23 protein-coding genes and 2 tRNA genes are annotated in these 21931 nt (G+C 69.1%); 9 read left to right on the forward strand and 16 right to left on the reverse strand.

All coding sequences use genetic code 11. The features are described 5' to 3' along the window. Positions 1 to 63 precede the first annotated feature (63 nt). Together G6N64_RS02920 and G6N64_RS02925 are read right to left on the reverse strand one after the other, a co-directional pair. The gene (locus G6N64_RS02920; RefSeq protein ID WP_163795527.1) at positions 64 to 519 is read right to left on the reverse strand and encodes a nucleoside deaminase; all 456 of its coding nucleotides are present in this window, start codon (positions 517 to 519) and stop codon (positions 64 to 66) included. Further along, entirely contained in the window at positions 516 to 1034 is a 519-nt protein-coding gene (locus G6N64_RS02925) for a tRNA adenosine deaminase-associated protein (protein ID WP_163795528.1), read from the reverse strand. Before G6N64_RS02925 ends, G6N64_RS02920 begins: the two co-directional genes overlap by 4 nt. Before the next feature lie 105 nt (positions 1035 to 1139). Here G6N64_RS02925 and G6N64_RS02930 point away from each other — a divergent pair, with 105 nt between their 5' ends. Further along, on the forward strand, positions 1140 to 2084 hold the full coding sequence (locus G6N64_RS02930; RefSeq protein ID WP_163801395.1) for a prephenate dehydrogenase: 945 nt from the start codon (positions 1140 to 1142) through the stop codon (positions 2082 to 2084). Here G6N64_RS02930 and G6N64_RS02935 read toward each other — a convergent pair. Genes G6N64_RS02935 through G6N64_RS02955 form a run of 5 tightly spaced genes read right to left on the reverse strand, consistent with a single transcriptional unit; the run spans position 2047 to position 6178 of the window. Next, positions 2047 to 2646, reverse strand: coding sequence for a putative glycolipid-binding domain-containing protein (locus G6N64_RS02935; RefSeq protein WP_163795529.1), 600 nt, complete (start codon positions 2644 to 2646; stop codon positions 2047 to 2049). The two genes, G6N64_RS02930 and G6N64_RS02935, sit on opposite strands and share 38 nt — an antisense overlap. Continuing rightward, a complete protein-coding gene (locus tag G6N64_RS02940) occupies positions 2643 to 3440 on the reverse strand; it encodes an ABC transporter permease (RefSeq protein ID WP_163795530.1) in 798 nt (265 codons plus the stop codon). The genes G6N64_RS02935 and G6N64_RS02940 overlap by 4 nt, the downstream gene beginning before the upstream one ends. Beyond that, a complete protein-coding gene (locus G6N64_RS02945; RefSeq protein ID WP_163795531.1) occupies positions 3437 to 4096 on the reverse strand; it encodes an ABC transporter permease in 660 nt (219 codons plus the stop codon). Before G6N64_RS02945 ends, G6N64_RS02940 begins: the two co-directional genes overlap by 4 nt. Then, complete coding sequence (locus G6N64_RS02950; RefSeq protein WP_163801396.1) at positions 4096 to 5196, reverse strand: ABC transporter ATP-binding protein; 1101 nt, start codon at positions 5194 to 5196, stop codon at positions 4096 to 4098. The genes G6N64_RS02945 and G6N64_RS02950 overlap by 1 nt, the downstream gene beginning before the upstream one ends. 31 nt (positions 5197 to 5227) lie before the next feature. Then, the gene (locus G6N64_RS02955) at positions 5228 to 6178 is read right to left on the reverse strand and encodes an ABC transporter substrate-binding protein (protein WP_163795532.1); all 951 of its coding nucleotides are present in this window, start codon (positions 6176 to 6178) and stop codon (positions 5228 to 5230) included. Between the two features lie 179 nt (positions 6179 to 6357). Between G6N64_RS02955 and G6N64_RS02960 the strand changes: the two genes are divergently transcribed. Next, on the forward strand, positions 6358 to 6738 hold the full coding sequence (locus G6N64_RS02960; protein WP_163795533.1) for a LapA family protein: 381 nt from the start codon (positions 6358 to 6360) through the stop codon (positions 6736 to 6738). An 8-nt stretch (positions 6739 to 6746) separates the two neighbouring features. On the opposite strand, the gene G6N64_RS02965 is transcribed toward G6N64_RS02960, so the two are convergent. The 3 genes from G6N64_RS02965 to G6N64_RS02975 all read right to left on the reverse strand — a co-directional run bounded on the left by G6N64_RS02965 (position 6747) and on the right by G6N64_RS02975 (position 9335). After that, entirely contained in the window at positions 6747 to 7550 is an 804-nt protein-coding gene (locus tag G6N64_RS02965; protein WP_163801397.1) for a transglutaminase-like domain-containing protein, read from the reverse strand. Positions 7551 to 7679: 129 nt separating this feature from the next. Beyond that, entirely contained in the window at positions 7680 to 8726 is a 1047-nt protein-coding gene (locus G6N64_RS02970) for a phosphotransferase family protein (RefSeq protein WP_163795534.1), read from the reverse strand. Positions 8727 to 8735: 9 nt separating this feature from the next. After that, on the reverse strand, positions 8736 to 9335 hold the full coding sequence (locus G6N64_RS02975; protein WP_163795535.1) for a histidine phosphatase family protein: 600 nt from the start codon (positions 9333 to 9335) through the stop codon (positions 8736 to 8738). Positions 9336 to 9417: 82 nt separating this feature from the next. Between G6N64_RS02975 and G6N64_RS02980 the strand changes: the two genes are divergently transcribed. Continuing rightward, positions 9418 to 10173, forward strand: a complete 756-nt coding sequence (locus G6N64_RS02980; protein WP_163795536.1) for an SDR family NAD(P)-dependent oxidoreductase — start codon at positions 9418 to 9420, stop codon at positions 10171 to 10173. A gap of 60 nt (positions 10174 to 10233) precedes the next feature. Here the strand turns inward: G6N64_RS02980 and G6N64_RS02985 are convergent, their stop codons facing one another. Together G6N64_RS02985 and G6N64_RS02990 are read right to left on the reverse strand one after the other, a co-directional pair. Beyond that, positions 10234 to 12111: an alkyl/aryl-sulfatase gene (locus tag G6N64_RS02985; protein ID WP_163795537.1), complete on the reverse strand. Its 1878-nt coding sequence runs from the start codon at positions 12109 to 12111 to the stop codon at positions 10234 to 10236. A 58-nt stretch (positions 12112 to 12169) separates the two neighbouring features. Beyond that, positions 12170 to 12661 (reverse strand): metallophosphoesterase family protein, encoded by a 492-nt coding sequence (locus G6N64_RS02990; RefSeq protein ID WP_163795538.1) that lies wholly within the window; start codon positions 12659 to 12661, stop codon positions 12170 to 12172. A 152-nt stretch (positions 12662 to 12813) separates the two neighbouring features. Here G6N64_RS02990 and G6N64_RS02995 point away from each other — a divergent pair, with 152 nt between their 5' ends. After that, the gene (locus tag G6N64_RS02995) at positions 12814 to 15150 is read left to right on the forward strand and encodes a putative bifunctional diguanylate cyclase/phosphodiesterase (RefSeq protein WP_163795539.1); all 2337 of its coding nucleotides are present in this window, start codon (positions 12814 to 12816) and stop codon (positions 15148 to 15150) included. On the opposite strand, the gene G6N64_RS03000 is transcribed toward G6N64_RS02995, so the two are convergent. The 4 genes from G6N64_RS03000 to G6N64_RS03015 form a co-directional block, all read right to left on the reverse strand. Beyond that, positions 15105 to 15494 carry a nuclear transport factor 2 family protein gene (locus G6N64_RS03000; RefSeq protein ID WP_163795540.1) on the reverse strand — a complete coding sequence of 130 codons (390 nt, stop codon included), beginning with the start codon at positions 15492 to 15494 and terminating at the stop codon, positions 15105 to 15107. The genes G6N64_RS02995 and G6N64_RS03000 overlap by 46 nt on opposite strands. A gap of 29 nt (positions 15495 to 15523) precedes the next feature. Next, positions 15524 to 17389 carry an Ig-like domain-containing protein gene (locus G6N64_RS03005; protein ID WP_163795541.1) on the reverse strand — a complete coding sequence of 622 codons (1866 nt, stop codon included), beginning with the start codon at positions 17387 to 17389 and terminating at the stop codon, positions 15524 to 15526. 248 nt (positions 17390 to 17637) lie between these two features. Further along, positions 17638 to 17710, reverse strand: a tRNA-Arg gene (locus G6N64_RS03010). A 38-nt stretch (positions 17711 to 17748) separates the two neighbouring features. Then, positions 17749 to 17840 (reverse strand) — tRNA-Ser (locus G6N64_RS03015). Between the two features lie 78 nt (positions 17841 to 17918). Here G6N64_RS03015 and G6N64_RS03020 point away from each other — a divergent pair. The 5 genes from G6N64_RS03020 to G6N64_RS03040 are packed head-to-tail and all read left to right on the forward strand — an operon-like array spanning position 17919 to position 21911. Continuing rightward, positions 17919 to 18983, forward strand: coding sequence for a pyridoxal phosphate-dependent aminotransferase (locus tag G6N64_RS03020; protein ID WP_163795542.1), 1065 nt, complete (start codon positions 17919 to 17921; stop codon positions 18981 to 18983). Next, a complete protein-coding gene (locus tag G6N64_RS03025) occupies positions 18980 to 19474 on the forward strand; it encodes a DUF4334 domain-containing protein (protein WP_163795543.1) in 495 nt (164 codons plus the stop codon). The genes G6N64_RS03020 and G6N64_RS03025 overlap by 4 nt, the downstream gene beginning before the upstream one ends. A gap of 17 nt (positions 19475 to 19491) precedes the next feature. Further along, on the forward strand, positions 19492 to 19899 hold the full coding sequence (locus G6N64_RS03030) for a hypothetical protein (RefSeq protein WP_163795544.1): 408 nt from the start codon (positions 19492 to 19494) through the stop codon (positions 19897 to 19899). Between the two features lie 18 nt (positions 19900 to 19917). Then, positions 19918 to 20742 (forward strand): crotonase/enoyl-CoA hydratase family protein, encoded by an 825-nt coding sequence (locus tag G6N64_RS03035; protein ID WP_163795545.1) that lies wholly within the window; start codon positions 19918 to 19920, stop codon positions 20740 to 20742. A 47-nt stretch (positions 20743 to 20789) separates the two neighbouring features. After that, positions 20790 to 21911, forward strand: coding sequence for an LLM class flavin-dependent oxidoreductase (locus tag G6N64_RS03040; protein ID WP_163795546.1), 1122 nt, complete (start codon positions 20790 to 20792; stop codon positions 21909 to 21911). Positions 21912 to 21931: the final 20 nt, after the last annotated feature.

Below are 21931 nucleotides of genomic sequence, written 5' to 3' on the forward strand. Positions count from 1 at the left end.
CTGCTGAAAGATCGCGTCCGCGCGCGAAAAGTCGACCTCACAGCAGTCTCGGCGGAACGAAGCTCACCGCATCCGCGCGAAGAACTCCTCGAGCGGCGCGGCACACTCGGCGGCCAGCACTCCGCCGCGCACCTCGGGCCGATGCGTCAGCCGGCGGTCGCGCACCACGTCCCACAGCGATCCGACGGCGCCAGTCTTCGGCTCCCACGCGCCGAACACGACGCGGGCAACCCGGGCCATCACCAGCGCGCCGGCGCACATGGTGCAGGGCTCGACGGTCACCGCCAGGGTGGTCCCCTCGAGCCGCCAGCCGTCGCCCAGCGTGGCCGCGGCCTCCCGCATCGCGAGGATCTCTGCGTGCGCGGTCGGATCTCCGAGTCGTTCGCGCGCGTTGGCGGCACTGGCGAGCACGACGCCGTCGGCGCCGATCACCACCGCGCCGATCGGCACGTCCGCCGGTCCGGCAAGCGCCGCGGCGTCGAGCGCGAGCCGGATCAGACGCTCGTCGGCACCCGTCACCGGTCCAATTTGTCCAACACCGCCGACAACTCGTCGGCGAAGCCCATCTCCTGCGCGATCCGGCCGAGCTGCTCGTCGGCGTAGTCGTCGTCGGACAGGATGATGCTCAACACGCCCTGCGACAGACCCAGGTCGGCGAGCAGACCGAGATCGCCCTTCTCGAACGGCTCCTCGTCCTCGAGGTCGTCCAGGTCGATGTCGCCGTCGAGGGCGCGCAGCACTTCCTCGGCGATGTCGTAGTCGAGTGCCGCCGTCGCGTCGGACAGGAACAGCCGCGTGCCGGCCGGGGCAGGTCGGGCGATGACGAAGAACTCGTCGTCGACGTCGAGGAGGCCGAAAACCGCACCCGCGCTGCGCAACTCCCGCAGCTCGGTCTCGGCGGCCTTGAGGCTGGTCAACGCTGCGGGCTTCATCGGCGCGCACCGCCACTTGCCGTCCTCGCGGACGACGGCGACGCCGAAGCCCTCCGGGAGGTCTGCGGCCTGGTTTTGCGCCTGTGCACGCTGTGCTCCCATTGGGGCAACGCTAGTCGCAGCAGACGCGCTTTGACCAGCTACGAAGTCGGCACCCGGCGTCCAGGCGCCCGGCCGATGTGCCAACCTTGACGGGTGGCGAGACCACTGTGCGTATTGGGCTTGGGACTCATCGGCGGATCGGTGATGCGGGCGGGCGCGGCGGCGGGCCGCGACGTCTTCGGCTACAACCGCTCGACCGACGGCGTCCAGGCCGCGAGATTCGACGGCTTCGATGCGACCGACTCCCTCGACGGCGCGCTTCGACGGGCGGCGGACGTCGACGCACTGATCGTGCTGGCCGTCCCGATGCCCGCGCTCTCCAGGATGCTCGAGCACGTCGCCCGGGTCGCGCCGGACTGCGCGCTGACCGACGTCATCAGCGTCAAGGGCGCGGTGCTGGAGGTGGTGCGCACACGCCGTCTCGACGCGAGGTTCGTCGGCGGACACCCGATGGCCGGAACCGCGCACTCGGGGTGGACGGCCGGCGATGCGCGGCTGTTCGTCGGTGCGCCCTGGGTCGTCAGCGTCGACGACGACGTCGACGAGACCGTCTGGGCCGAGGTCATGCACCTGGCGCTGGACTGCGGATCGTTCGTCGTTCCCGCCCGCTCCGACGAACACGACGCGGCGGCCGCGGCCATCTCGCATCTCCCGCACCTGTTGGCGGAGGCGCTCGCCGTCAGCGCCGCAGACGTGCCGCTCGCCTTCTCGCTGGCCGCGGGATCCTTCCGGGACGGCACCCGCGTCGCCGCTACGGCCCCCGACCTGGTCCGGGCGATGTGCGAGGCGAACTCCGACCAACTGCGCGGCTCACTGGACCGTGCGATCGAGCTGCTGACCCGCGCCCGGGAGGGGTTGGCGACCACCGGCTCGGTGGCCGAACTCGTCGAGTCCGGGCACGCCGCACGCATCCGCTACGACAGCTTCGACCGCCCGCAGATCCTGGGGACGACCATCGGGGCTCCCGACTGGCGCTCCGAACTCGCCGCCGCCGGACGGGCCGGCGGCGTCATCAGATCCGCTCTGCCAGTCCTGGGTAGTCGAGGATGAAGCCGTGCTCGTCGACGGTCACGACCGTCTCGGCCACCGGCGACACCAGCGTGATGCCGGCCTCGTTGCTCGAGTAACTGGTCTGCTCGAGCGACACCGACAGATCCGGCATCCGCACGTAGACGACCGGGAGGACGACGGCTTCTGCCACCTCGTAGAGCCCGGTGCGACGGATCGGCAGCGCGTTGAAGAACGGGCTGAAGATCACGTCGACGTCCAGCGCACCCTCGAAACCCGACCGCTTGGTCTGGTTGAGGTGGTCCTGGATCAGCCACATGTTCTCTTCGTCGCGCGCCATCGAGATCTGCCGCTCGCGCTCGGCGAGCGTGACCGTCAGCGACAGGCGCTTCGTCGCGCCGGATTCGTCGGTGACCAGGTCATAGGACGCACCGAAGGCAGGATGCGAATCCGTCGCCGCCGCCACTATGCGGCCGTAGGCCTTGACCCGCCTGCCCGACAGCTGCACCCGGACGGACTCCATCCGGGACTGGTCGTGGGCACGCCATGTCAGTACGGACGGCCATTGGCCTTCGGACTCTTCGGAGCGATCTGCTGCACTCACCCCTCTACCGTAGGCGACGCAACCCCTCGTTCGTAGCGGCCTGACGATCTGGCCTCAGATCGAGATCCAGACGCCGCCGGGGCCGCGCCTTCGAGCGCGACCTCGTCGTCGAGGAACGGCTGCGGCATCCGCCGGAAGCGGTTCGAACCCGGCTCCGACGTCCACACGGCGAGCGCCAGTAGCGCGTCCAGGATCAGCGCCAGCGCCGTCACCATCAGGGCCCCGACCAGTGCCAGGTAGAACTCGCGGACCTTGATGCCGTCGATGAGGTAGCGGCCGAGCCCGCCGAGGCTGGCGTAGGCGGCGACGGTGGCCGTCGCGACGATCTGCAGGGTCGACGTGCGGAGTCCACCCAGGATGAGCGGCAGCGCGTTGCGGACCTCGACGCGCAGCAGCACCTGCCGCTCGGTCATGCCCATCGATCTCGCGGCGTCCACCACCGCGCGGTCGACGTTGGCGATGCCCGAGTAGGTGCCGGCCAGCAGCGGCGGGATGCCGAGCAGCATCAGGGCGACGGTCGGCGGCACCAGCCCGAGACCCCACAGCAGGACGCCGAGCAGCAGGACGCCGAGCGTCGGCAGGGCGCGCAGCGCGTTGACACCCGTCACCACCAGGAACGTGCCGCGGCCGGTGTGCCCGATGATCATGCCGATGGGGATGGCGACCAGCGCGGAGAACACGACGGCCACGGCCGTGTACTGCAGGTGCTCGAGGATGCGGATGCCGAGACCGGCGGGTCCGGCCCAGTTCGCGCCGGTGAAGATGAAGGACAGCGCCTCGGTCAGGAAGTTCATCGCGCGCCTGCCTTCGCGGTGCCGCCGGTGCGCACCCACGGGGTGGTGACCTTGCCCAGCAGCATGATGAGGGTGTCGATCACGATCGCCACGACGAAGATCGCCACGATCCCCGCGATGATCTGGTCGCTCTTGTCGGACTGGTATCCGTCGGTGAACCAGGTGCCCAGGCCGCCGACGCCGATGACCGAGCCGACCGACACCATCGAGATGTTGGTGACGGCGACGACGCGGAGGCTCGCGATCAGCACGGGGATCGCGAGCGGCAGCTCGACCTTGAGCACCCGGATGAACGGCCGGTAGCCGACGGCGGTCGCGGCGTCGAGCACCGCGGGCGGCACGGCGTCGAGGGCCTCGGGGACCGCCCGCACCAGCAGCGCGACGGTGTATAGCGTCAGCGCGATGATGACGTTGGACGGCGACAGGATCGTCGTCGGGATGATCAGCGGCAGCACCACGAACAGCGCCAGCGACGGGATCGTGAAGATGATGCTCGCCGCGATGGTCACCAGCCGCCGCAGCACCCGCGTCCGGTGGACCAGCGCTCCGAGCGGCACAGCGATCAGCAGGCCGAGCGCCAGCGGCAGCAGCGACAGGTAGAGGTGGACGAGCGTCAGCTCCCACGCATCGTCGAGATGGGTGAAGAGGTACTGCACTAGGTGGTCCTGGGTCGGTTCTTCAACGCGGCCACCACGTCGTCGGCCTTGATGCCGCCGATCACCTGCTTGCGTGCGTCGACCGCGACACCGAGCCCGGCGGGCGACGACAGCGCGGCGTCGAGCGCCAGGCGCAGCGTTCCGTCCGGGACGAACAGCGAGCCGCCGGCGATCGTGCTGTCGTACAACGACTTTCCCTGCCGGTGCAGTCCGACGCCGTTGACGTCGATCCACGCGTACGGGGAGCCGTCGGGATGGGTGACCAGGGCCCACTCGCCGGGACCGAGATCGAGCGCGTCGACGCCGGACTCAGAGACCGTGCGCACGTCGTGCAGTGGCAGGCCGCTGCCCGGGGTGAACTGCAATCCGCGGTAACCGCGGTCGGCGCCGATGAAGCCCGCGACGAAGTCGTTGGCCGGGTTGGACAGCAGCCGCCGCGGCGCGTCGTACTGCTGCAGCACGCCGCCGCGGCCGAAGACCGCGACCTTTTCACCGAGCTTGATCGCCTCGTCGATGTCGTGGGTGACGAACACGATCGTCTTGCGCAGTTCGCTCTGCAGCCGCAGGATCTCGGTCTGCAGTTCCTCGCGGACCACCGGGTCGACGGCGCTGAACGGTTCGTCCATCAGCAGGATGGGCGGGTCGGCCGCCAGCGCCCGGGCCACGCCGACGCGCTGCTGCTGCCCGCCGGAGAGTTGCGCCGGATAGCGGTTGGCGAGCTTGGGATCCAGGCCGACGCGTTCGAGGACGCCCATCGCGTTCTTGCGGGCCGTGCGGCGGGACTCACCCATGAGCACCGGGACGGTGGCGACGTTGTCGACGACCTTGAGGTGTGGCATGAGCCCGGCACTCTGGATGACGTAGCCGATGCCCAGCCGCAGCTTCACGGCGTCGACCTGCGTGACGTCCTTACCGTCCACGGTGAGCGAGCCCGACGTCGGCTCGATCATGCGGTTGATCATCCGCATCGAGGTCGTCTTCCCGCAGCCCGACGGACCGACGAACACGGCGAGCGTGCCCTCGGGGACGTCGAGGGTCAGGTCATCGACGGCGACCGTGCCGTCGGGGTACTTCTTGGTGACGTTCTCGAAGGTGATCACGCGTGACCTCTGCTCTTCGCGCACGCGCTCATCATGAAAGCGCCTTGTCGAATCCGTTGTTCTTGACCCACTTCTCGGCGGCTTCATCGGGGTCGATGCCGCCGTTGCCGGACGTCTCGGTGTTCATCTCGATCAGGGCCTCGGTGGTCATCTTCGCCGATACTGCGTTCAGCACGGTCTTGAGTTGGTCGGACATCTTCTGCGACGCCACCAGGGGGACGACGTTGGCGGCGAGGAAGTTGTTCTTCGGATCCTCGAGCACCACCAGGTCGTTCTGCGGGATCGCAGGCGACGTGCTGAAGATGTCGGCGGCGGTCACCGTGCCGTCGACCAGTGCGCGCACGGTGGCGGGGCCGCCTCCGTCGCTGATGGCGACGAAGTTGGCCGGCGAGATGTCCAGGCCGTACTTCTCCTTGAGCCCCGGCAGCCCCTCCTTGCGGTTGAGGAACTCCGACGGCCCGCCGAACTTCACCTCCGGCGAATGCTGGGCGAGGTCGCCGATGGTCTTGAGGTTCCACCGCTGCGCGGTCTCGCGGGCGACGGCGACGGTGTCCTGATCGTTGGCGGGTGACGGCGTCAGGATCGTCAGGTCACCGGGTACGGCGTCGTACAGCGCGAGCAGGACGGCGGTCGGATCGGTGGCCGTGCTCTCCTTGTCGAAGTACTGCAGCAGGTTCCCGGTGTACTCCGGGATCAGGTCGATCGAGTGGTCCTTGACGGCCGGGATGTAGGTCTCGCGGCTGCCGATGCCGAACTGCCGCGTGACCTCGAAGCCGTTGGCCTCCAAGGCCTGCGCGTAGATCTCGGCGATGATCCTGGATTCCGGGAAGTCTGCGGAGCCGACCTTGATGGACTTCAGGTCACCCGATATCTGGCCGCCGCCCAGCGGATTGGAACTTCCGCAGGCCGATAGGAGGAGCGCGAGCACCGCGACCAGGACGAGGAGGCCCCGGCGGTGCACGGAGTGGTTTGCCGATTTCATGCGAACGTCCTTTCGACGTCACCTGCCAGGAAGCGACAGTAACGGGAGTCCGGGCTCGGTGCCCGGGTTTGGATCAGGCAGACGAGCGAGGTAGAGGTCACCGGGCATGTGTGACGCGTCGGGGATCGACCGGCCCGATGGCTGTTTGATTTGCCGTCCGGCGGGGCAAGATGGTCACCATGACCAGCGACCCGTATGTGCCACCCGCCGATTCCGGGTCGCAAGCGCCCCTCGACCCCGCCACCGGACACGTGACTCCGGCCGAGCCCGTGCAGAACCCGCCCTCGCCCGCGAAGGAGGTCAAGTTCACCCGCGCCGGCGCGCTGTGGTCGGCGCTCATCGTCGGCTTCCTGGTGCTGATCGTGCTCTTGATCTTCATAGCGCAGAACACCGAGTCCGCCGTCCTGCACTTCCTGGGCTGGAACTGGAGCCTGCCGTTGGGCGTCTCCATCCTCGCCGCGGCCGTCCTCGGCGGTCTGATCACCGTCCTCGCGGGCGCGGTGCGCATCTTCCAGCTCCGCCGTGCCGCGAAGAAGAACTACAAGGCGGCCATCCGCTGAGCCGTGGCTCACCGGATCGACACCAACTCCTCGACGTCGTCGACGGGTAGGTCGCCGTCGACGACGGCCCGCACGTTCGCGTAGTTCAGCGTGATGGAGCCCTTGTGGTTGTCCAGGAACGCGGTGTCCGCGGCGTCGCGGCCGGTGGCGATCCGGACCAGCGTCTGGCGCGGCGCTAGCAGGGTCGCATCGACCACCCGCCAGTTCCCGTCGACGAACGCCTCGGCGACCGCGTGGAAGTCCATCGGCTGGCAGCCCGGCGCATAGACGGCGACCAATCGCGCGGGCACGTTGACCGCGCGCAGCAGCGCCACGACGAGGTGTGCGTAGTCCCGGCAGACGCCCGCGCCGGCGAGCAGCGTGTCCGCCGCGCCGTCGATGGGATCGGACGACCCGGGCACGTAGTGCAGCCGCGTCGCCACCCACTGCGACACCTTGGCGAGCAGCGTCTCCGAGTCGGCGTACTGCCCGAACTCGGTGGCGGCGAAGCCGAAGAACTTGTCGGCCTCGGCGTAGCGGCTCGGCCGCAGGTACGTCGACAGGTCGATCTCGGTGACCGGTGCCGGGTCGCTGCGACCGATGATGGTCGCGCTGTAGTTGGCGAGCAGCTTGCCCTCGCCGACGTCGAACTTGTGGATCCGGTTGCCGTGTTCACCGATGACCTCGGTCGCCTCGATCTCGTTGCCGTTCAACGTGAACGACAGCGACTCGGTGACCGCGGCGCCGGGCTGCGGGGCCACGGCGATCTGGAACTCGACCGTGGTGGCGGCGGCGATCCAGACGTCCATCTCGACGCCGACGTCCCGCTTCAGCGCATCGGGGGATGATGACGGCATGGCGACCGCCTCTCTGGTGGTGGGGTAATCCTCGCGAACGCGCGTGATTTCGGGCGGTTCATACCCCATCACAGCGCGGCGCAAACCGCTCGGTGACGGCGGACACTAGCCGAGTTCGGCCAGGCCCATCGCGATGCACGGCGCGACGGCCTCGCCGACCTTGTCGCCGTACTCGGTGCCGCCACCCATTCGGTCGCGGAACTGGATGCCGGCCGCGATGATCCCGAGCTTGAAGTAGGCCAGTGCCATGTAGAAGTCCCAGTGCATCAGCGGCTGATCGGACGCGAGCGAATACCGTTGCGCCAGATCGTCTGCCGAGGGGATCAGCGGCGAGGCCCATGCCGCGCCGGCGTGCACCTTGTCGAAGGTCGGGTGCCGGTAGACGCACATCAGGGCGGCATCGCTGAGCGGGTCGCCGAGGGTGGACATCTCCCAGTCGAGGACGGCCCGCACCGTCGTCGCGTCGTCCGCGTCGAGCATGGTGTTGTCGATCCGGTAGTCGCCGTGCACGATCGCGCTGCGGCTCTGAGAGGGGATGCGGTCGCCGAGCTTGGCGTGCAGCAGCCGGACGTCGGCGTCGCGCGGATCGTCGTCGGTCTTCACCAGGTCCCACTGCGAACCCCAGCGCCGTACCTGACGCTCGAGGTAACCGGTCGGCTTGCCGAAGTCACCCAGGCCCACCGATTCGGGGTCGACCGCGTGCAGATCGGCCAGCACGCCGATGAGCGCGTCGACGCACGCCTCGATGTCGTTCTGCGTGCCCAGCGCCTCCAGCTCGGAGGCGTACCGCACCACGCGTCCCGGCACGTACTCGACCATCTGGAACGTGGTGCCGATCGCCGCGTCGTCGTCGGCCAGTGCGACCGCGCGTGCGACGGGCACCGCCGTATCGGCGAGCGCCGCCACCACCTTGTATTCGCGCGCCATGTCGTGCGCGGAGGGGGTCAGCCCGTGCAGCGGCGGCCTGCGCAACACCCACTTCGAGGCGTCGTCGTGGACCAGGAAGGTGAGGTTGGAACGCCCGCCGGCGATCAACTCGGCGTGCAGCTCACCCGATCGCGGCACTCCGATCGACTGCAGATGGTGGTCGAGCGCGCCGAGGTCGAGGCCTTCCGGCGACGTGGCTCGTGAGGTGGGGGCGTCCGTCGTCACGGCACTTGTCTACCACCGACTGTTACGGGGCAGCAGGTCCCATACGTGTTCGGTGCCGTTGATCGACGCGACGCCGAGCTTGCCCTCCCGCGAGGCCAGCAGCCGGGTGATCCCCGTGTAGTCCACCTGGACGCAGAGCAGCCGTTCGGTGCGCATCAACCGGTGCACCAGGGCGTTGATGACGCCGCCGTGGCTGAACAGCGCGACGGTGTCCTCGTGGTCGGCGTCCTCCACGATGCCCTTGGCCCCGGCCAGCACCCGATCGATGAACGCCGGCTCGTCCACCCCTGCCGGGAGGTGGCCGCCGATGAGGCGTTTGACGTCCTCCTCTGAGGCCTCCTCGATGGGCACGTAGTGGGTGAGGTCGCGGTCGTACTCGGCGAGCCGGTCGTCGACGTCGACGCTCAGCCCCAGGGCATCGGCCACCGGCTGCGCGGTCTGCAGCGCGCGGCGCTGCGGGCTGCTCACCAGGCGCGTGATCGGAAACCGTGCCAGCGCGGCCGGCAGCCGGTTCGCCTGCTCTATGCCCTGCGGCGACAGATCGGGATCCGCGCCTTGGCCGGGCTCGCTCCGCAGCGGCAATGCGTGCCGAATCACCAGGAGTTGCATGTGCGCCTTTCTCGATCGTGCCGGTGCCACCTTATGGCTCGTGCGAGCATCAGCCTGGCGGGGACCGACCGGGAGGACTGACATGGGGTACGCCGACGACCTGTTCGACCTCACCGACCGTGTCGTCCTCGTCACCGGCGGCAGCCGCGGCCTCGGCCGCGAGATGGCGTTCGCCGCCGCGGAGTGCGGCGCCGACGTCGTGATCGCCAGTCGCGACATCGACTCGTGCGTGGTCACCGCCGAGGAGATCGCCGCCTCGACCGGCCGCGACGCGTTCCCCTACCAGGTGCACGTCGGCCGGTGGGAGCAACTCGACGGCCTCGTCGACTCCACCTACGAACGCTTCGGCAAAGTCGACGTCCTGATCAACAACGCAGGCATGTCCCCGCTGTACGACTCGCTGTCGTCGGTCACCGAGAAGCTGTTCGACGCCGTCGTAAACCTGAACCTCAAGGGCCCGTTCCGATTGTCGTCGCTGATCGGCGAACGGATGGTCGCCGACGGCGGCGGCTCGATCATCAACGTCAGCTCGACCGGGTCGCTGCGCCCGGACCCGTACATGCTGCCCTACGCCGCGGCCAAGGCAGGCCTGAACGCACTCACCGAGGGCCTCGCGAAGGCCTACGGTCCGACCGTGCGGGTCAACACCTTGATGGCCGGACCGTTCCTGACCGACGTCAGCAAGGCGTGGGACGTGGGCGGCGACTCGTTCTCGCACCTCGCGGTGCGGCGGCCGGGCCAACCCTCCGAGATCGTCGGCGCTGCACTGTTCCTCGCGTCGGACGCATCGAGCTTCACCACGGGGTCGATCCTGCGGGCCGACGGCGGCATCCCCTAGCCACGCGCGCGATTCGTGCACGCGGAGCCGCGGTGAGCGCGGCTGCGCGTGCACGAATCGCTAGGGCGTGACGATGTCGAACGCGGGGTCCGGACGGTCGAGTACGCCCAGCAGCGCCGGCAGCGCGTCGGGGTCGCCCGTCACCTCCACCCCCGGGGAGGTGGTGTCGCCCGCGACGAACGCCAGCAGCCGGGCCTTGGTCGCGAGCGTGACGGTCGCCTGCGCGGTCACCGGTTCCCCGGGCACCCGGCGGTGGACCAGGACGCCGTTGCGCAGCGTCAGGCGGTAATTGGTGGCCACGTCGGTGAACAGCACGTCGATCGCGAGGTCGATGTCCCACGCCCGCGGCCCGTTGACGCTGATGGCGAACGCGTCGAACATCTGCTCCGGGGTGAGCTGCGACAGCATCGACGACGACGCCGCCTGGGTCGGCGTGCCGAAGTTCGTCCCGCGCAACTCGGTGGCACCGGAGAGGAAGAAGTTCCGCCACGTCGCGTTCTCGGCGCCGTAGGCCAGCTGCTCGAGGGTGTCGGCGTAGAGGTCGCGGGCTGCGCGATGGTTCTCGTCGGTGAAGATCGCGTGGTCCAACAGGGTTGCCGCCCAACGGTAATCACCGTCGTCGAACGCCGCGCGTGCCACCTCGACGACCCTGTCGAGTCCCCCGATCGCCTCAACGTAGCGCGGGCCGATGGCCTCCGGCGGATGCGCCCACAGCCGCGCCGGGTTGCCGTCGAACCAGCCCATGTACCGCTGGTAGACGGCCTTGACGTTGTGGCTCACCGAACCGTAGTAGCCGTGCGCGTGCCAGGCCCGCTCCAGGGCCGGCGGCATCTGGAACGTCTCGGCGATTTCGATGCCGGTGTGGCCCTGGTTGAGCTGACGCAGCGTCTGGTCGTGCAGGTATGCGTACAGATCGCGTTGCAGTGACAGGAATTCCACGATCTGCTCCCTGCCCCACGTCGGCCAGTGGTGCGACGCGAACACGACGTCGGTCCGGTCGGAGAAGGTGTCGATGGCCTCGGTCAGGTAGCCCGACCAGCCGTGCGGGTCACGGACCAGTGCGCCGCGCAGGGTCAGCAGGTTGTGCAGGTTGTGGGTGGCGTTCTCGGCCATGCACAGCGCGCGGAACCGCGGGAAGTAGAAGTGCATCTCGGCGGGCGCCTCGGTGCCGGGCGCCATCTGGAACTCGATCTCGACACCGTCGACGACGTGGGTCTCGCCGGTCGTCGTTACGTCGATGGTCGGCACGATGATCGCGACCTCGCCGGTGGACGGCGTCTGGCCCAGCCCGCAGCCGACCTGACCGCGCGGCCCGCGGTCGAGCACGGTGCCGTACATGTAGGACGCCCGCCTCGCCATCGCCGTACCGGCGTAGACGTTCTCCTGCACCGCGTGTTCGACGAACCCCTCCGGGGCGATCACGGCGACGGTCCCCGCGTCGACGTCGGCCTGGCTCGTCACCCCGAGCACGCCTCCGAAGTGGTCGACGTGGCTATGGGTGTAGATGACGGCCGTGACGGGCCGGTCGCCGCGGTGCGTGCGGTACAACGCCAGCGCGGCTGCGGCGGTCTCGGTGCAGACGAGCGGGTCGATGACGATGACGCCGGTGTCGCCCTCGATGAAGCTGACGTTCGAGAGGTCGAGCCCGCGGACCTGATAGATCCCCTCGACCACCTCGTAGAGGCCCTGCTTGGCGGCGAGCGTCGACTGTCGCCACAGGCTGGGGTGCACGCTCGTGGGCGCATCTCCCCCGAGGAACGAGTACACGTCGTTGTCCCAGACCACCCGACCGTCGGCGGCGGTGACGACGCAGGGTTCGAGTGCCCCGATGAAACCCCGGTCCGCGTCGGCGAAGTCGCGGGTGTCGTCGAACGGGAGACCGTTCAGGTGTGCGGCGTGCGCGGTCTCGATGGCGGCGGTCGGCGGCTTGTGCTCCATGACGTCGAGGTTGCCATCAGCGCTCGGCGAACGCGGGAAAACGACGCCGCGCGTCGCCTCAGAGGCGATGCAGTTCGACGTCGCCGAGCCTGCCGTCGGACACCGTCGCGGTCATGTAGGTGCAGAACGGCTGGCGCCGCCGGTCCGTCGGGGAGCCGGGATTGAGCAGCCGCAGTCCCGTCTCGGCGGTCGCGTCCCACGGGATGTGCGAGTGCCCGAACACCAGCACGTCGACGTCCGGGTAGAGCCGCGCCATCCGGGCGTCCCGACCGGCGGACTGACCCGTCTCGTGCACCACCGCGAACCTGACCCCGTCCAGCGTCACGTCGGCGCGCTCGGGCAGGCGCCGGCGGAGTTCGTCGCCGTCGTTGTTGCCCCAGCACGCGACCAGGCGCTGCGCGCGTGCCTCCAGCCGGTCCAGCAGGTCCGGCTCGACCCAGTCGCCCGCGTGCACCACCACGTCGGCCCGGTCGACTTCGTCCCACACGGCGGCGGGGATGTCGCGAGCTCGCTTCGGGACGTGGGTGTCGGCGATCAACAGCAGGCGCACCCCGTCAGAATATCGCCGCAAAACCTGACCGAGCTTGCCTGTACGTTGCTGTTAGCCGTACTAGATGCTTCGGCCGCGTCGATTCCACGTTCTTGACATCACTCCGATGTTGGCGAAGAGTTGCCCTCAACTGGGGGGACACAGTGCTCAGATTGAAGTTAGGTCCGCTCATATGGGCGATGGCGGCGACGCTGACGGTGTTTGCCGCCTGGCTCTTCGCCGGGTGGGGCGGGCCGGCGGTCACCCGGGTCGTCGACGACGTCGGCTCGGTCGTCTTCAGCACCTTCGCCTTCGGGTGCGCAGCGTGGGCCGCCTGGCGGACGACTCGACTCCGCCGGCGCGCGTGGACCCTGCTCGCCGTCGGACTGTTCGGCTGGGTGGTCGGCGATCTGATCTGGGCCTACCAGACCCTCGTCGTCGGTACGCCCCTCGAGTCGCCGTCGATCGCCGACGCGGCGTACCTGCTGCTGCCCGTGGGCGTCCTCGCCGCCGCACTCGGCACGGCCGGTGCCCGCCATCTGACGGGGATCCGGGCGCTGCTCGACGCGACGGTCATCACCGCGTCGCTGTTCCTGATCTCCTGGGTCCTGGTCCTGCGCGACGTGTTCGCGACCAGCGATCAGACCCGGCAAGCGCTGGTGGTCGCCGTCGCCTACCCGATCACCGACGTGCTGGTGGTGGCGGTCTGCGTGCTGGTGATGACGACCGCGCTGCCAAGCCACCGCATCGTCCTCGGCACGGTGACCGCGGGCCTGACCATGGTGGCCATCACCGACAGCGCACTGGTGTACTTCAGCGCCCGCGGGCAAACCGCCGACGATGCCCTGGTGGTCGGCTGGGCTCTCGGCCTGCTGCTCGTCGGCGCGAGCGCACTGCAGGCGGCCCGTACACCCGGCGTCGAGATCCCCGCCGACGTGGAGCGGTCCAGGTTCGGGTTCTGGCTGCCCTACGTTCCGCTCGTGATCGCCGCTACTGTCGGCTCGATCGACCTGTGGCGGTCGTCTAGCGCCACACACGTGATCGTGGCGTCCGGCGGCGTGCTGATCTTGGCCGCCGTCGCGCGGCAGCTGACCGTCCTCGTCGACAATCGCACACTGCTCGACGTCGTCGCCGAGCAAGCGCTGCAGGACCCGCTGACCGGGTTGGCCAACCGCCTGCTCTTCACCGACCGGCTCAACCACGCGATGCAACTGCGCGAGCGGGACGGCCGCGAGGTCGCGGTGCTCTCGCTCGACCTCGACGACTTCAAGCTCGTCAACGACCACCTCGGCCACCCGTCCGGAGATGCGCTCCTCCGTGCCGTCGGCGAGCGGCTCACCGGCGTGGTGCCCCGCGGCGACACCCTTGCCAGGTTCGGCGGCGACGAGTTCGCCATCCTGATCGAGGGCGGACCCCGTCCTGCCGACGAGATCGCCCAGCGCGTCATCGAGGTGTTCGACCGCCCCTTCTTCCTCGACGGCGAGGAGGTCTACATCCACCCCAGTGTCGGGCTGGCCACCGCGCCGCCGGTGGAGGACGAGGAACTGACGGCCGACGAACTGTTCCAGCGCGCCGACGTCGCCATGTACGCGGGCAGGCAGGCGGGCGTCGGCGGCGTCCAGGTCTTCACGCCCGACATGCGCAACGTCGACCGCGCCGAGCTGCGGACGTCGCAGTCCGCGGGCGGCAAGCGCCGACGCGCCCCCGTGGCGGGGATCCAACTGCTCGGCCAGTTGCGGCGGGCGATCGACGACGACGAACTCGACCTCGTCTACCAACCCAAGATCAGCCTGTCGACCGGCACCACGGTCGGCGTCGAGGCACTGGTCCGCTGGCCGCATCCCGAGTACGGCGTGCTGACCCCGAACCAGTTCCTTCCGCTGGTGCGGCAGAACGGGCTGATGGGTGCGGTCACCGAGCTGGTGCTGTACCGGGCGGTGCACGACGCGGCCACCTGGTACGACTCGGAACACTGCGACCTGCCCGTGGCGATCAACCTGTTCGCGCCGTCGCTCGACGACCTGGAGCTGCCCGACCACATCACCGTCGCGCTCGAGGGGGCCGGGCTGCCGCCCGCCGCGCTGTCGGTCGAGATCACCGAACACCTGCTGCTGGCCAACGTCCGCCGTGCAGCCACGGTCATCCAGCGCCTACGGGACAACGGGCTGCGGATCGCGATCGACGACTTCGGCACGGGCTACGCCACGATGAGCTACCTGCGGGACCTACCGATCGACGAACTCAAGCTCGACCGTCAGTTCATCTCGCCGGTGCTGCACAGCCCCCGCGCAGCGGCGATCGTCCGGTCGGTGATCGACCTGGCGCACGCGCTCGGTGTGGCCTGCGTCGCGGAGGGGGTCGAGGACGCGGCCACCGCCGAGCGCCTCCGCGAGTACGGCTGCGACGTCGCGCAGGGGCACTACTTCGCGAGGCCGATGTCGGCGGACGAGTTGCGTGCCCACGTTCAGCTGGGCTGCAGCAGCGCGGCCATCTTCCCCATCACCAGCTGAAGGCCGGAGAAGGGCCGGATCATCACCTTGAAGGACGTGATCCGGTCGTCATCGCCCCAGACGATCATGTCGACGCCGTTGACGTACTTGCCGTCGATCGTGGCGGCGAACTCGAGGACCGCCGAGCGCTCGGCACACCACTCGCCGACGTAGTGAAAGTCCGTGTCGCCGAACACGTTCGCCGCGGCCATCAGGTACATCGCGGTCTTCGCACGGCCCTCCTGCGGTGAGAACAGGGCCGGGGAGTGGAAGACCACGTCGTCGGCGAGCAGCGCGTCGAGGGCTCCGGGGTCGTGCCCGCCGGAGATGAAGTGGTGCCAGCGTTCGATCACGGGTGGTGTCATGTGGTCATGATCGCAGGCGAGCACTGCCGTCACCTCGCGGCGCGCACCTGCCTAGTACGGAGCCGACCGATGACGATGACGCCGGCCAGTGCCAGCGTCGTGGTCGGCGCCTGCGGCACCACGACGTCGTAACCGAGGTCGCGGAGGATGCCGATCTCGATGGGGCTGAGAACCCGCACGCCCAGCCCGGTGCCGGTGCGCGCATTCATCAACTGCTGGTTCGATCCGGTGAAGGTCGAATCGTCCAGGTGCGACATCGAACTGCCGTCCTCCCACGGGTTCGGGGTGTACAGCGGGACGAGTAGTCCGCCGTATGCCGCGACGGCGTGGGCGCCGCCGAAGAAGAACCCACCGCCCGTTCCCGTCAGACGGGGATCGAAGTTGCCGTTCCACCTGAAGTCGTCTCCCATCGGCCTCGTACCGCCCGCGGTCATGACGTACCGGTCGAACAGCGTCCACGCCCTGTCGGTGTTCGAACCGGGCGCGTCGACGTAGGACAGGAACCCGAGGGAGTGCAGCAGTTCGTGCATCGCCGTGGACGTGAAGTCGTAACTGCCGGCATCGACGTCGTCGCCGAGCGCCCATGGGTAGGACCAGTTCCACTCGATCTCGCCGTCGGCTGCCATGCCGTTGGAGTCGACGCCCGAGATGATCTCGTGCTGCACCACCGTCCGCCAGAATCCCGGCTCGTCACCGACCAGGTCGCTTCCCGCCGAGGCAAGCGTTTCCTCGGCGGCGTCGGACAGCCCCGTGACCTCGTAGTCGATGACGACGGGCGCCTTCACCAGGAGGTACGCGGCGACGTCGTTCGCCGCCTCCTGCAATGCATTTCGAGCATCTGCGGACCAGTACTGCGAGCCGGACGTGTAGTCGAAGGTGAACGTGACGGCGCCCTGGTTCACCAGCGCGTCGGCCGCCGTCCCCACCCCGCGGAACGGGTCGACCAGGTTCACGTGCAGGCCGAGATCCCGAGCCTGGATCACGAACGTGTCGACCCCGGTGAAGCCCGCTCCCGGGATGTAGCTGAACGTGCCATCGGGGTTCAGCTGCACTGTTCCCGTCGACGGACCGCGCACCAGCCGGAACACGATCAGGTCGCCCTCGGGATCGATCGCATCGACACGACCGGTGACCGTCGTGCCGCCCGAACCGGTCACCGTGACCGGAGCCACCGTCGGCGCCTGGTTGAGGAACGTTCGTCGGGCGGTCCACAACGCGCCCTCCAGATGCCACTTCAGCGCGTCGGGCACCGGCAGCGAATCGATCCACCCGAGCGACGACGTCGTCCACCTCGTCACCTGGGAGTTGATCACCTGCGTGCGGGCGCTTTCCGGCGCCGTGACCCGAAGCGCCCACGGCGGCACGCGATCGTTGGTGGCCACCGCGGCGACCGAAACCGACATGGGCAAGGCGGGTTCGGACGGGGAGTCGGTCGGAGCGGCAGAAGTGCCGACCACGGCGGCGACCCTCGTCGGCGGCGACGCGCTGATTGCCGGGGACGTGGCCGCAGTGGGCACGACGCTCGGCGCGTCGTTCCTTCGGGCGCGTGCGTCGACTGCTGCGATCTGCGGACCGTCGGTCTGCGCGTCTTCGGAGCCCGTCCCGTCGTTGGCGTCCCTGGCGTCCTTGACTCTGGCGTCCTTGGCTTTCGCGTTCTTCGCGTCCTTGGCCTTGAGGGAACTCGGGGATACCGAGCCCACCGTCGTCGGGGTGGAGTTCGGCTTCATGGCGACGGAGGGCGACGGTCCGGCGGTCTCGGATACCGCCGTCGACGAGCCGGCACCGCTCGGCGGCCCATCCGAGGGAGAACCTCCGGAGCCCGCCGAGGACTCGTCGGCCAGCGCCACGCTGACGTACGAATCCGTCAGCGAAAGTCCGAAGAGCGCCGCGCTCACACCCGCAGACGCGGCACCGACCGCGAACCAGTGTCGAACCGCAGACCCGTCAGCGCGACGAGAAGGCCGCCCGCCGAGTCGACGACTGATATGCGGCACCGCCATATTTGACCCCTACGACAATTGAGTGGGTCGAAGATACAACGTCTCGCCAGCAACTGCGCTCGATCGGCGCAAGCCGGCCGGGTGACCACAAAATGAAAGAGCCCGGACCCCTGCAGGGGTCCGGGCTGATCCGATCTCACGCGTGCGCCCGAAGGGATTCGAACCCCTAACCTCTTGATCCGTAGTCAAGTGCTCTATCCGTTGAGCTACGGGCGCTTGCATATTCAGTTGTTCACTCTGGCCGCGGGCCAGTGTGGCGGAGGCGAGAGGATTTGAACCTCCGGTCCGCTTTAAGACGGACAACTCATTAGCAGTGAGTCCCATTCGGCCGCTCTGGCACGCCTCCCGACGATCCGAGGGGAAAGCGTACACAGCCTCGTGACGGGAAGGCAAAGCAGATCCCGACGTTCCCTAGACTGACCGGGTGACTGCCCGCCTGCGCCCCCTGCTGGCCGATCTCCCCGCCTACACGCCGGGCCGGACGGTGCCGGGTGCCATCAAGATCGCCAGCAACGAGACCGTCGACGGCCCGCTGCCCAGCGTGCGCGCCGCGATCGCCGCCGCCGCCGACACGATCAACCGCTACCCCGACAACGGGTACGTCGAGTTGCGCGACTGCCTCGCCAAGACGCTCGACGGCGGCTCCTTCGCGCCCGAGCAGATCGCCGTCGGATGCGGATCGGTGAGCCTGTGCCAGCAGCTCATCCAGATCACCGCCTCGGTGGGCGACGAGGTGCTGTTCGGGTGGCGCAGCTTCGAGATCTACCCGCTGCAGGTCCGCACCGCGGGTGCGACGCCCATTCAGGTCCCGCTGCGCGACCATACCTTCGACCTGGACGCGATGCTCGCCGCCGTCACCGACCGCACCCGGCTGATCTTCGTCTGCAATCCCAACAACCCGACCAGCACCGTCGTCGACCCCGCCGCACTGACCCGCTTCGTGGAGGCGGTACCGGACGACGTCCTGATCGTCCTGGACGAGGCGTACGTGGAGTACATCCGCGACGACATGCTGCCCGACAGCTTCGGCCTGGTCCGCGAGCACTCGAACGTCGTCGTGCTGCGCACGTTCTCGAAGGCGTACGGGCTGGCCGGGCTGCGCGTCGGCTACGCGGTGGCCGATCCGGACGTCATCGTGGCGCTGAACAAGGTCTACGTGCCGTTCACCGCCACCACCGTGTCGCAGGCGGCCGCGATCGCGTCGCTCGAGGCGTCCGACGAACTGCTGGCGCGCACCGACGTCGTGGTCGGCGAGCGCGTCCGGGTCACCGACACGCTGCGCGCCGCGGGCTTCGAGGTGCCCGCGTCGCAGGCCAACTTCGTCTGGCTCCCCCTGGCCGAGCGGACCGACGACTTCGTCAACGCCGCGGCCGACGGCCGGCTGCTCGTCCGCCCCTACGGACGGGACGGCGTGCGGGTCACCGTCGCCGCACGGCATGAGAACGACGCGTTCCTCGCGTTCGCAACCCGATGGATAGGACGGCGATGACAGCCCAGACGACACAGCAGACGACCGCCCGCGCGACATTCGAGCAGCTGATCGCGCGCACGGACCGGTTGGCCGACGCAGAACTCGACGAGTTCTGGGCGACGCTCGAACCGACCACCGTCGACTTCATGCTCGGCGAGTGGAAGGGCGGCGAATTCGACACCGGGCACCGGTCGAACGGATTCATGAACCGGCTCAACTGGTTCGGCAAGACGTTCGTGTCGGCCGCCGACGCCAAGCCGCTGGTGTGCCTCGACGCCGAGGGGAACAAGTTCTCCAACACCGAGGCGATGAAGGGCGAGGCGAGTCTCTGGCTCGAGGAGTTCCGCGGCGAGGTGCTGGCCTCGATGGTCTACGACGGCGCCCCCGTCCACGACCACTTCAAGAAGGTCGACGAGCACGCCGTCGTCGGCATCATGAACGGCAAGGGCGCGCTCGACACGACCTCGGGCACGCCGCGCCACCTGTACTTCTACCTTCAGCGGGTCTAACGCCTATCGTTGCTCGGATGACGTCTCGAGCCCTGGTCGTGGCGACCGCGCTGCTGGCCGTCGGTGTCGCCGCCGGATGCAGCACCACCGTGCCGGGGACCGTCGCCATGACCACCGAACCCGGTGCCAGCATCTCGACCCGCGAGTCGTCGACGTCCACGTCACCGCGGACGTCGAGCCCGCGGACGTCCACCCCGGGGACGCCGTCGGCCCCTCCGGGTGACGCGCAGTCGGTGACGTGCGGCGAGTTCATCGAACTGGCGCCCGAGGATCAGACCGCAACGCTCACCGAGGTCATGGGCATACCGCCGACGGGAAGTCCCGCCGACGAGATGGAGATGCTGCGAATCTCCTTCGACGCGCTGTGCCAGTTCACGCCGGCGGACGTCACGCTCGGCGAGCTACTGGCCGGCGGCCCGCCCTAGCCCGCTAGCGTGACGTCCATGAGCGACACCTACGAATCCATGACCGTCGACGTCGACGACCGCGTCGCCCGAGTCACGCTGACCGGGCCCGGCAAGGGCAACGCCATGGGCCCCGCCTTCTGGGCCGAACTGCCCGTGGCGTTCGAGCGTCTCGACGCCGACCCCGAGGTGCGGGCCATCGTCCTGACCGGATCGGGCCGCAACTTCAGCTACGGCCTCGATCTCGCCGCGATGGGCGACACCATGGGCTCGATGATGGCCGGCGGCGCGCTCGCCAAGCCGCGCGCCGACTTCCACGCCCGGCTACGCTCCATGCAGCAGTCGATCACCGCGGTCGCGGACTGCCGGACGCCGGTCATCGCGTCGATCCAGGGCTGGTGCATCGGCGGCGGCGTCGACCTCATCTCGGCCGTCGACATCCGCTACGCCAGCGCCGACGCGAAGTTCTCCGTGCGCGAGGTAAAGCTCGCGATCGTCGCCGACGTGGGCTCGCTGGCGAGGTTGCCGCAGATCCTGTCCGAGGGGCATCTGCGGGAACTGGCGCTGACGGGCAAGGACATCGACGCCGCGCGGGCCGAGAAGATCGGGCTGGTCAACGACGTCTACCCCGACGCCGAGGCCTCGCTGGCCGCGGCCCACGCCACCGCCCGCGAGATCGCCGCCAACCCGCCGCTGGTGGTGCAGGGCGTGAAGGACGTGCTCGACGACCAGCGCACCGCGCAGGTGTCGGCGAGCCTGCGGTACGTCGCGGCCTGGAACTCGGCGTTCATGGCCAGCAAGGACCTCACCGAGGGCATCACTGCGATGTTCGAGAAGCGGCCTGCGGAGTTCACCGGCGAATAGCCGCAATCCCATCCGACGATGCTGGGCAGTCGCTTAGCATCGCGGGCGTGAAGGTTCAGCCCGCGGCGTTCTTCCGCACCACGCTGCCCCTCGACCTGGACGCACTGGCACTCCTCGACGACCCGAGGTACCACTCGGTGTGGCTGCCCGACCACATGGTGAGCTTCTGGCCCGACTCGATATGGACACCCGAGTTCACCGACCTCGCCGAGGCGTCGCCGTCACCGCACCGCCACCTCGACGGCATGGCGGTGGCCGCCGCAGCAGCGGCGCTCACGCATACCGTGCCGCTGGCCACCAGCGTCGTCGACACCGTCCGGCGGCATCCGGTGATGCTCGCGCAGAGCGCGCTGACCATCGACCACGTCGCGAAGGGCCGGTTCATCCTCGGCCTCGGCAGCGGCGAGACCGAGAACGTCGTGCCCTACGGGTTCGACTTCGACCATCCGGTGAGCCGCTTCGAGGAGGCCCTGCGGGTCATCCGGGCGCTGTGGGACGGCGACGGGCCGGTGGACTTCTCCGGCCGGTTCTACCGGTTACGGCACGCCCGGCTGGACACCGAACCGTACGGCGGACGGCCACCCGCGATCTGGATCGGCGCGAGTGGCCCGCGCATGCTCGAGATCACCGGGCGCCACGCGGACGGCTGGTGGCCCGCGGGTGCGTGGACGCCCGAGCACTACGCCGAGATGCTCGCGGCCGTGCGGACCTCGGCCGACCGGGCCGGCCGCGACCCCCTGGCCATCACGCCGGCCTTCATCCAGGTGTGTCTCATCGGCGACGACGACGCGCTCGCCGACATCGTCCAGGCGCCCCTGGTGAAGGCCTTCCTCCTGCAGGTGTCGGCGAAGACACTGGCCGACCACGGCTTCGAGCACCCGATGGGCGAGCGCTGGCGCGGCTTTCAGGACATCGACCCCGGAACACTCACCCGCGAGCGCATCGTCGACTTCCTCGCCCGCGTCCACCCGGAGGCGGTGCTGGCGATGGTGCCGCACGGATCGCCGACCCGGGTGGCGGCGCGCATCAAGGAGTTCGTCGACGCCGGACTGCGCGTGCCGAAGATCCTCGACTACGGCGCCATGGCCGGCGTCCGCCACGCCGCCGCGTCGGCCGCGAACGTGCGCGCCACCGAGGACGAGCTGCTGCGGCTGTGCGGGCAGTCGTGAACGCTCTTGACGCCGACGCG

Source organism: Mycolicibacterium sediminis (assembly GCF_010731735.1).
GTDB lineage: Bacteria > Actinomycetota > Actinomycetes > Mycobacteriales > Mycobacteriaceae > Mycobacterium > Mycobacterium sediminis.

Bases quoted from the DNA above. Each gene is read 5' to 3' on its own strand.
- G6N64_RS02925 (WP_163795528.1), bottom strand. From the start codon at position 1,034: ATGGGAGCACAGCGTGCACAGGCGCAAAACCAGGCCGCAGACCTCCCG.
- G6N64_RS02940 (WP_163795530.1), bottom strand. From the start codon at position 3,440: ATGAACTTCCTGACCGAGGCGCTGTCCTTCATCTTCACCGGCGCGAAC.
- G6N64_RS02955 (WP_163795532.1), bottom strand. From the start codon at position 6,178: ATGAAATCGGCAAACCACTCCGTGCACCGCCGGGGCCTCCTCGTCCTG.
- G6N64_RS02960 (WP_163795533.1), top strand. From the start codon at position 6,358: ATGACCAGCGACCCGTATGTGCCACCCGCCGATTCCGGGTCGCAAGCG.
- G6N64_RS02975 (WP_163795535.1), bottom strand. From the start codon at position 9,335: ATGCAACTCCTGGTGATTCGGCACGCATTGCCGCTGCGGAGCGAGCCC.
- G6N64_RS02980 (WP_163795536.1), top strand. From the start codon at position 9,418: ATGGGGTACGCCGACGACCTGTTCGACCTCACCGACCGTGTCGTCCTC.
- G6N64_RS02985 (WP_163795537.1), bottom strand. From the start codon at position 12,111: ATGGAGCACAAGCCGCCGACCGCCGCCATCGAGACCGCGCACGCCGCA.
- G6N64_RS03000 (WP_163795540.1), bottom strand. From the start codon at position 15,494: ATGACACCACCCGTGATCGAACGCTGGCACCACTTCATCTCCGGCGGG.
- G6N64_RS03025 (WP_163795543.1), top strand. From the start codon at position 18,980: ATGACAGCCCAGACGACACAGCAGACGACCGCCCGCGCGACATTCGAG.
- G6N64_RS03030 (WP_163795544.1), top strand. From the start codon at position 19,492: ATGACGTCTCGAGCCCTGGTCGTGGCGACCGCGCTGCTGGCCGTCGGT.
- G6N64_RS03035 (WP_163795545.1), top strand. From the start codon at position 19,918: ATGAGCGACACCTACGAATCCATGACCGTCGACGTCGACGACCGCGTC.